Origin of the sequence: Pseudoalteromonas sp. Z1A6 (genome assembly GCF_011378745.1) — a bacterium.
Classification (GTDB): Bacteria; Pseudomonadota; Gammaproteobacteria; order Enterobacterales; family Alteromonadaceae; genus Pseudoalteromonas; species Pseudoalteromonas arctica.
This window is the reverse complement of the sequence record NZ_WTKW01000167.1, coordinates 1-9,014: the sequence shown is the minus strand read 5'-3', so window position 1 is coordinate 9,014 and position 9,014 is coordinate 1. Positions and strand designations below refer to the sequence as shown.

The following is a 9,014-nucleotide window of genomic DNA, read 5'->3' as shown; positions in this document are numbered from 1 at the left end:
AAAGGCTTCGAAGAATTCTATCTAACAGAATATATATCCTCGCTAACGAGCAATCATTCATATAACAGGAGTGATAAAGTAAGATTGCAAGATTTTGTTTATTATTCACAAGAAACTGAGTACGATTTTCTCAATGCAGAATTAAATGTAAAATTTACTGAATTTGGTCAATCCTTATCAAAAGTCATGAACTGGACGGCACTCCATTTTTTCCATCACCCCTCACATGTCGCTATGGAAAATCAAACATATTGCCTTTATCCCGAGCTCAATCCTGATCGTGGTGGGGAAGAGGATAATCTTGGGAAGTATAATAAGCATGCACTTGAAATCATAAATTTAACTGATGACCTGTTAGAAAAATATAAACTATTTCGTAGCTGCGTTAAGCGCGAACTATACATATAAATGGGGGAAATGGAGGTCTCTAACTTTCAGCACCACCATATGCTCTTATAGTTCAAGCTCTATATTAACAACTACAGCTCTAAATCAAGCTCATCAACGCCTTTAGCAGGTACGGCGCAACAAATTAGCGCCTGCCCTGTCTCTACCGGGTAACTTACGTTATTTCGATAAACCACACTCCCTGCATTTATTTTTACGGCGCAACTGCCGCAGCTGCCGTTTCGACAGCCAAACTCAGGTTCTAAGCCATGAGCTTCGGCTACATTAAGGATCGTGTTGTCGCCTTTGTTCCAGCGTTGTTCAAAGCCCGATTTACTAAATTTAATTACGGTGTTATCTGCTTCCTCAACGCTAACCTCGTTGCTTTTATTAGGCGCTTCGCTTGTGATAAGCACTTTGCGGTTAATAGCGGAGGGTCCAAACGCTTCTGCAAATATGTTTTTATCCTTCACACCGAGTAGTATCAGCTCGTTATATACGTGCTGCATGAACGCAGCAGGTCCGCATAAAAAGAACTCGTAGTCATCAAGCGGTAAATAAGATCTAAGCACATCAGCATTTATTCGCCCTTTTAAATCAAAGCTTTCGTCTTTTAAATTAAAGCTCTTATCTTTTACGTTAAAGCCATCGCCTTGTTTTTCATCAAGCTCAGGCTGCGATAAAAGTGAATAGTAATCAATTGCCCCGCCACTCGTATCTGCAAGTGTTTTCAGCTCGTTGTAAAACGCACGCTGTTGGGCGTTTTTAGCACTGTGGAAAATATGCAAAGGGCGTGTATAGCGGGTTCTTACACCTTCATGAGCAATGTGTTTAGCCATTGAGATCATAGGTGTAATCCCTATTCCACCACCAATAAGTACCGCAGGTTTGGTACTGGTGGGGTCAATAAAAAACTGCCCTTGTGGGTATTTAGCTAAAATAACGTCGCCTACTTTTACGTTATTATGAAAGTAGTTAGACACCTCGCCACTGAGCTCTTTTTTAATCGATAACCGATAAAAGAGTTCATGCGGGCTTGATGAAACGGTGTAGGTTCTAGTAACAGGTTTGCTATTACTGTTGTTATTGTCGCTATTTTTACTTGGTATTTGTACGGTTAAGTGCTGCCCAGCTTTAAACGGTAACAAGGTTGTGTTGTTGTGCCCTTCTAAATAAAAGGAGGTAATTACATCACTCTCTTTAATTATTTTAGTTACTTTTAAAGGCTGCCAAGCATGTTTTAGTTTTTCGGCTTGTTTGTTTTTATCAGCCTCAAGCCACGTGCCCGTCATTTTAGTGTTAGGTGAGTAAGCATCAAATTTGGCAGTAAAAGGGAGTAAGTTTTTAAGCCACATTCCTTTAGTAACGGTAAATTTCCAGCCTCGGTCTGCACCAATAAAACCTTTAAGCTCTGGATGCCCGTCCCATAAAATTTCAACGCTGCCGGTAAGCATTAATACATTACCCGTGTCAAAATCAGGAAATAACAAACCTGCTTTTGGGTTTAATAAAAAGTTACCCATGGTATTAAAAAAATTGTTACCTGCGTAATCAGGAATCGTTAATGTATTACCTTCGCGCTTTACAAAACCTGGCATTCCCCCACGGTGAGAAACATCAACACCTTCAATTTTTGGATTGTTTTTTGCCGTTATAAAGCTTGAAACAAAAAATGTATCTGTGGTGTCAATTAACGTTGTCGCGGCGTTATCAAGCGTATTAAATTCAACTTTTTGCACTGCATTACTTTTAAGTAAAGGATCTCTATTAAACGTTAAGTCGCGCGTTTGAATATACTGCGGGCAATTACCAAAAGATTGATCAACATTAAAACTCACCTTATTATCGCTAATTACCTCACCTACACGCACATTTAAACGGTTACGCCTACGCGTACTCAGCTCAATGCCTAGTAAACCAATTGGTGAGCCTACAATCTTTAACGTGTTATGTAGAGGGTCGCTTTTATCAACCGCGTGCGTCATTAATAACGACGTGGAAGTTGGGGCGCTTAAAAAGCCTGACTGCCCTGAAACAATAGATACCCACACATCGGCGTTTTCATCAACACTGCCTGCAACCACAAATGGTAACTGCTCAAAAAAGGCTTGATGCTGCTCTGGCATAAATGAGCGCACGGCACGCTTGCCAAATGGTGCCATTATTTCTCGTTTACCGAGTTTGTCTTGTATTGCCAGCTCGCCTTCATGAAAAGGTGAAGCATCTATTGAGTTTGTGTTAGTCATTTCGCTCGTAATTTGTGTGCGTATTTTATGGGTTAAATTTAACTCAATACACAATAAATGATAATGGGTGTTTTATTGACTGATAATGCACAAAACAATGACAATACTTGCACCCTATTAGTGCCAGGCGCGCACCAACATATAACAAAACTGGTTTTATCCTCACTCTAAAAACACATTAAATGCCTTTTAAACAATAAGTTATAAAACTGGCTGTGTTTTTGCAAACATTCTATTAACAAGCCTATTTTACTTACGGCAAAAATTTAGGTTGTGAACACACTAGCTATTAGCAACCATCGGCAAAGAAGCCCGCACACAGTTATGCATAATGCGTATTTGTGGCGGGCTTTTTTGTTAATTGTATTTAAACCGTCACTTTAAGGAATGCCCTATGCAAACCTCGCAAAAAATACTCATTATTGGTAATGGTATGGTCGGACACCACTTTGTTGAACAAATGCGCCAAAGCGATGCCAACGCAGACATTACTGTACTTTGCGGAGAAGCAAATCTTGCATACGATCGCGTGTACTTATCAAGTGTATTTGATGGTAAAACGGCTGCCGATTTAGCACTTACCACCCACGACAACTACAAACAGCTCAATATTAATGTGCATACAAGCCAGTGGGTTGAAGGTATTGATAGAGCTGCAAAAGTAGTGACAACACTAACGGGTGAGCAATACCTGTACGACAAACTGATACTTGCAACCGGTTCGTTCCCGTTTGTGCCGCCTATAAAAGGTAACGACCAACCCCATTGCTTGGTGTATCGCACATTAGAAGATTTAGAAAAAATAAAAGCCAGTGCCGCCGTAAGTAAAAGCGGTGTAGTTATTGGCGGTGGTTTATTGGGGCTTGAAGCCGCAAATGCAATTAAACAACTAGGGCTTGATACCCACGTAGTTGAATTTGCCCCGCAACTTATGGCTGTTCAGCTTGATGGACAAGGCGGTACGCTACTAAAAAATAAAATAGAAAAACTTGGCGTAACAGTACATACATCAAAAGCGACCAGCGAAATAGTCAAAGGCGAAACGAGCCGCTTTAGGTTAAATTTTTCGGACGAGACATTTTTAGAAACAGACCTAATTTTGTTCTCTGCCGGTATTCGCCCGTACGACCAACTCGGTAAAATTGCTGATTTAGAACTGGGTGAACGCGGCGGTATTATTATTAATAACCAATGCCAAACATCTGATCCTGATATTTTAGCCATTGGCGAATGTGCTCTGTGGGACAAAAAGCTATTTGGCTTAGTTGCACCAGGTTACAACATGGCACGCGTTGCAGCGAGCCAATTAAGTGGTGGCGAGCTTGAGTTTTTAGGTGCTGATATGAGCACAAAACTTAAGTTATTAGGCGTAGAAGTAGGCTCAATTGGCGACGCTCACGCAAAAACACCAGACTGTAAAGAGCTTATATACCAAGACGCTATTCGCGGCTGTTATAAAAAAATCATACTAAGTGAAAAAGGCGATAAATTACTGGGCGCTGTACTTGTTGGCGACACCAGCGATTACGATACTTTATTACAGTACATGCTTAACGACATGGACTTACCCGAAAATCCTGAGTGCTTAATTTTGCCAGACAGCGGTGGTGCGCCGTCGTTATCGGGCAGCGCCCTACCCGACACAGCCACTATTTGTTCGTGTCACAATGTAAGTAAAGGCGACATTGTAGGTGCCATTGATGGCGGCTCATGCGATTTAGCCTCGGTAAAATCATGTACTAAAGCAGCAAGCGGCTGTGGCGGTTGTGCCGCGTTATTAAAGTCAGTTGTTGATAACGAATTAGCAAGCCGTGGAGTTGAAGTTAACAACCATGTATGTGAGCACTTTGCGTATTCACGCCAAGAACTACTGCATATGGTTAAAGTAGAAAGCATTAAAAGCTTTGATGACTTACTAACTAAACACGGCAGCGGTCATGGCTGTGAAATATGTAAACCTGCCATTGGCTCTATTTTAGCCTCAACATGGAACGACTTCATTTTAGAACCCGCCCATGTTGGCCTGCAAGACACTAACGATACGTACCTAGCAAATATGCAAAAAGATGGTTCGTACTCTGTGGTACCGCGTATTGCTGGCGGCGAAATAACGCCCGACAAACTCATTGTAATTGGACAAGTAGCAAAAGATTTTAACCTGTACTGCAAAGTCACTGGCGGTCAGCGTATTGATTTATTTGGTGCACGCTTAGAAGAGCTTCCTGTTATTTGGGAGCGACTTATAGAAGCCGGATTTGAGACCGGTCATGCCTATGGTAAGTCTCTTAGAACAGTTAAATCGTGTGTGGGTAGTACGTGGTGTCGTTATGGTGTGCAAGACAGCGTTGGACACGCAATCGAAATTGAAAACCGCTACAAAGGATTACGTGCACCGCATAAATTTAAAATGGCGGTATCGGGTTGTACCCGCGAATGCGCCGAAGCACAAAGTAAAGATATTGGCATTATAGCTACCGAAAACGGCTGGAACTTATACGTGTGTGGTAATGGCGGTATGCGCCCTCGCCATGCTGATTTATTTGCGACCGATTTAGACACGCCAACACTGATTAAATACATTGACCGCGTGATTATGTTTTACATTAAAACAGCTGACAAATTACAACGTACGTCGGTATGGATGGAAAATCTTGAAGGCGGTTTAGACTACCTTAAAAGCGTAGTCATTGACGACAGCTTAGGCATTTGCGACGAGCTAGAAGCGCAAATGGAATTAATTACACAAACCTATGCATGTGAGTGGAAAAAAGCAATTGAAAGCCCAGATGCAGCCAAACGATTCCGCCAGTTTGTTAATAGCCCCGAAACCGACGACAACATTTTGTTTGTGCAAGAGCGTAACCAAATTCGCCCTGCTACAGAAGCCGAAAAACGTGAGCAACGTAATACACAAAACCGTATTCCAGTAATGGAAGTTGAAGAGGAGCAAGCTGATGTCTTGGCATAATATTGGAACAATCGACAACCTAGTGGCTAATAGCGGCGTATGCGCATTAGTTAATAATCAGCAAGTGGCTATTTTTTATATTCCGCAAAATCCAACGGCTGTGTTTGCTATTAGCAATTACGACCCTATTGGCAAAGCCAATGTATTATCGCGTGGCATTATTGGCTCTATCGATAATAAATTAGTGGTCGCATCGCCTTTATATAAGCAGCACTTTTGCCTAGAAACAGGTGAATGCTTAGAAGCAGAAGCAATACACCTACCGGTTTTTAATGCAAAAATTGAAGACCGCAGTGTATTTATAAGCTCTGAACCAAAAGTTACAACAGCTGTGGCTTAGGGGAATATTATGAGTGTACTGTCTTATTTTTCGGGTATTGAAAACGTGTGGCTAAATAAGCTTGTTACTAAGCTAACAAGCTCAAATGATCGCAGTGCTAAAAGCGGCAACGTTTATATAATTGGTGCCGGCCCAGGAGACGCAGAGCTAATTACGGTAAAAGCGCAGCGTTTAATTAATACCGCCGATGTTGTTTTATACGATTGGTTAGTAAGCGATGATTTATTAAAAACACTGCCTAAAAAAGCGCAGCGTGTATTTGTAGGTAAACGTGCGGGTAAGCATTCGATGACCCAAGCTAACATTTGCGAACTACTGGTTAAATACGCGCAACAGGGCTTAAACGTAGTGCGTTTAAAAGGCGGCGATCCGAGTATATTTGCACGTATTAACGAAGAAGCTGATGCACTTACCAAGCATAATATTAATTTTGCTATTGTGCCAGGTGTTACAACGGCTTGTGCTACTTCCGCTTATACGGGTATTCCGCTTACAGCAAGAGACGTAGCGCGCAGTGTTACGTTTTTAACGGCGCAGTTTGCCGATCCTAACAAGCAGCCTCATTGGAAAAATTACGCGTTTATGCCTGGAAACAACAACCCCACTTTAGTGGTTTATATGGGGCTTTCGCGCTTACAAACGCTAAGCAACGGTTTACAATCAGTGGGCTGGCCAAGTAATACACCCATTGCACTAATCGAAAATGCCACTACTACTAAGCAAAAGGTAATTACCAGTACGCTTGAACTGATAGTAAATGAGCATGCTAAACACAACCTTCAAGGCCCTACCCTAATTATGATTGGTGAAGTGATAAATCATAAAATGGCAATTAGCCCTGAGTTATTAAACAGTATGAATGTTAACGCATGATACAAAATGAATAATGCACTTTTCGCGCTTACTACCTCCCCAGGAGTAGGCGCTTTTTTTGTTTTTAATTTAGGTTCAAGTTGTGTGCAATAACATGCTTTAATGCACCAAATAAGTTAAAAGTAATGGTAAGTTAAATTATAGAAACACAGTGACAAACAAAAATAACACTTTAAGCAATTGTATTAGCTTGATTTTAAATTCAATGATGAAATTTATTAATGATTGGAACAGTGGTTGCACTTTAAAAACAAAAAAGTGTGGAATAATATCAATGGCGACAAACAATCCTCTCACAAAACAGTTTTTATTAGCTGCTAAATATCAAGAAATACACGCGCTAAAGCAATTACAAAACAGTTGTTCCTCGCTCACTAAGTTAGGCGATTTTGTACATCAGTTACAAAAAGAACGCGCAATGAGTAATATATTTTTGGCCTCAAATCGAGAGCGATTTAAAACACAATTACAAGAACAAATCCCTTTAAGCAACAGCGCACAAACTGCATTTTATGATTCTCTTAAACAAACATTTATAAACGACAACGCCGATACGGGCCATACTCGGTTATTTAATTTAATTACCTACAGCTTACAAGCACTCGATGCATTACCGGTATTGCGCAAGCAAATAGCACAACAAAACATTAGTGCAGTACATGCTACGCAGTCGTTCACGCAGTTAATTGCTAGTTTACTCAATATTATTTTAGAGGCAGCAGATGGCGCAAGCGATCCTAAAATAACGCGTTTGTTAGTCGCATTTTTCAATTTTATGCAAGGTAAAGAGTACGCAGGACAAGAGCGTGCCTGTGGTGCACAAGCATTTGCAGCAAGTAAATTTACCACTGAGCAAAAACAGCAGCTCGCGCACTTTGTACAAGAACAAAACCACAGCTTTGAATTTTTTAATGAATACGCCGATGAGCACCTTTTAAAATGCTTTGCCACACTAACAACGCATCAGGTTAATAATCAGGTGGAGCAACTTAGAAGTTTACTGCAAAAACTCGATGACGAGAATGCTCAACCGCTCTCACAACTGAGCGAAGTATGGTACGAAGTAACCACTACGCGCATAGATATAATGCACAAAATTGAACAAAATATAGCAGATCAATTAATTGATACCGCAGCAATGCAAATAGCCTGTGCTCAACGTAGTTTAAATACAAATAAGCAGGTACTTAACAATATGGCAGAGCAGCACATAGCGCCTTCTTTTGGCCAATTAGCCATTAAGCAACCAAAGCCAGAAGTAGGCCAAAACATAGCGGCCGATAAGCTCAATACTAATAAAAGTATGTACGATTTAATTATTGAGCAAAGCCAACATATAAAACAAATAAACCAAGCGTTACTTGACGCTAAAAAAGTAATTAGTGAGCAAAAGGTCATTCACCAAGCCAAGTACATACTTATTGAGCAGTTAAAGCTCACTGAAGAGCAAGCCCATAAACAGCTACAAAAACAAGCAATGGATACGCATAAAACCTTATTTAGCGTAGCGCAAACAATAGTACAAATGAGCGATTAAAAGTGCTGTTCTTATTGGTTTTGATAAGAACACCACCCCGCTTAGTGCTTATTTACTCAGTTATAAGTTGCTCGCCTAGCTTAAGCCTTCTCTGTATTTAAAAATAGATTTATAACCTACTGACTACAATAAGGTAAGGCTCTTATGTGGAGTCAATTTATAATGCAAATTATTCAACGCATCCAAAATAATCAACTACAATAAGTTAATCATTTGTTACATCTCATTTTGTTGAGGCGTATTTATTTAATAGTGTTGTAGGATTTTGAATGCCCAATGTAGAGAGTTATATTGCAGATGTATCATTAATTGATGAACAGCAATTAATTACGCCTGTTGATAATGGTATTCAAACAAGCTTAAAAAGCTTTGCTGAGCTAATTTTAACTATTTTTGATGCCACCGCATTTTCTATTGTTGCTAACCTCCCTGAACGTTCCGTTGAGCTATATAAATCAGGTTCAAAAATAACAGTCGCTAAAGAGCAACTATCTGATGACGTTTTTAATGAATCGATTATCGAACATGATCCTAAAATATTTAGAGTGGTATCACCTATTATTTTGCCCTCAAACCTTAAATTTGGGTGGTTTATATTTGACCGACCAAGTAATTCGCGACTTACCGAAAAAGAAAAGTTAATCTTAAATAGTTTACAAAAAA

The 9,014-nt window shown here is 40.1% G+C and carries 5 protein-coding genes and 2 pseudogenes; 6 read left to right on the top strand and 1 reads right to left on the bottom strand.

The window, feature by feature from the left end:
* Positions 1-408 (top strand): annotated as a pseudogene (locus tag GQR46_RS11700) (hypothetical protein); the annotation flags it as partial.
* Positions 409-479: 71 nt separating this feature from the next.
* On the opposite strand, the gene GQR46_RS11695 reads toward GQR46_RS11700, so the two are convergent.
* Positions 480-2,633, bottom strand: a complete 2,154-nt coding sequence (locus GQR46_RS11695) for a pyridoxamine 5'-phosphate oxidase family protein (RefSeq protein ID WP_165741037.1) — start codon at positions 2,631-2,633, stop codon at positions 480-482.
* Positions 2,634-3,027: 394 nt separating this feature from the next.
* On the opposite strand from GQR46_RS11695, the gene nirB reads away from it, so the two are divergent.
* From nirB to GQR46_RS11670, 5 genes and pseudogenes are all read left to right on the top strand, one after another.
* The gene (gene nirB, locus GQR46_RS11690) at positions 3,028-5,601 is read left to right on the top strand and encodes a nitrite reductase large subunit NirB (protein ID WP_165741036.1); all 2,574 of its coding nucleotides are present in this window, start codon (positions 3,028-3,030) and stop codon (positions 5,599-5,601) included.
* A complete protein-coding gene (gene nirD / locus GQR46_RS11685) occupies positions 5,588-5,941 on the top strand; it encodes a nitrite reductase small subunit NirD (RefSeq protein ID WP_165741035.1) in 354 nt (117 codons plus the stop codon). Before nirB ends, nirD begins: the two co-directional genes overlap by 14 nt.
* Before the next feature lie 9 nt (positions 5,942-5,950).
* Positions 5,951-6,814, top strand: coding sequence for a uroporphyrinogen-III C-methyltransferase (cobA, locus tag GQR46_RS11680; RefSeq protein ID WP_165741034.1), 864 nt, complete (start codon positions 5,951-5,953; stop codon positions 6,812-6,814).
* Between the two features lie 274 nt (positions 6,815-7,088).
* Positions 7,089-8,351 carry a nitrate- and nitrite sensing domain-containing protein gene (locus tag GQR46_RS11675; RefSeq protein ID WP_165741033.1) on the top strand — a complete coding sequence of 421 codons (1,263 nt, stop codon included), beginning with the start codon at positions 7,089-7,091 and terminating at the stop codon, positions 8,349-8,351.
* 269 nt (positions 8,352-8,620) lie between these two features.
* A pseudogene (locus GQR46_RS11670) lies at positions 8,621-9,014 on the top strand (sensor histidine kinase); the annotation flags it as partial.

Bases quoted from the DNA above. Each gene is read 5' to 3' on its own strand.
- GQR46_RS11695 (WP_165741037.1), bottom strand. From the start codon at position 2,633: ATGACTAACACAAACTCAATAGATGCTTCACCTTTTCATGAAGGCGAG.
- nirB (WP_165741036.1), top strand. From the start codon at position 3,028: ATGCAAACCTCGCAAAAAATACTCATTATTGGTAATGGTATGGTCGGA.
- nirD (WP_165741035.1), top strand. From the start codon at position 5,588: ATGTCTTGGCATAATATTGGAACAATCGACAACCTAGTGGCTAATAGC.
- cobA (WP_165741034.1), top strand. From the start codon at position 5,951: ATGAGTGTACTGTCTTATTTTTCGGGTATTGAAAACGTGTGGCTAAAT.
- GQR46_RS11675 (WP_165741033.1), top strand. From the start codon at position 7,089: ATGGCGACAAACAATCCTCTCACAAAACAGTTTTTATTAGCTGCTAAA.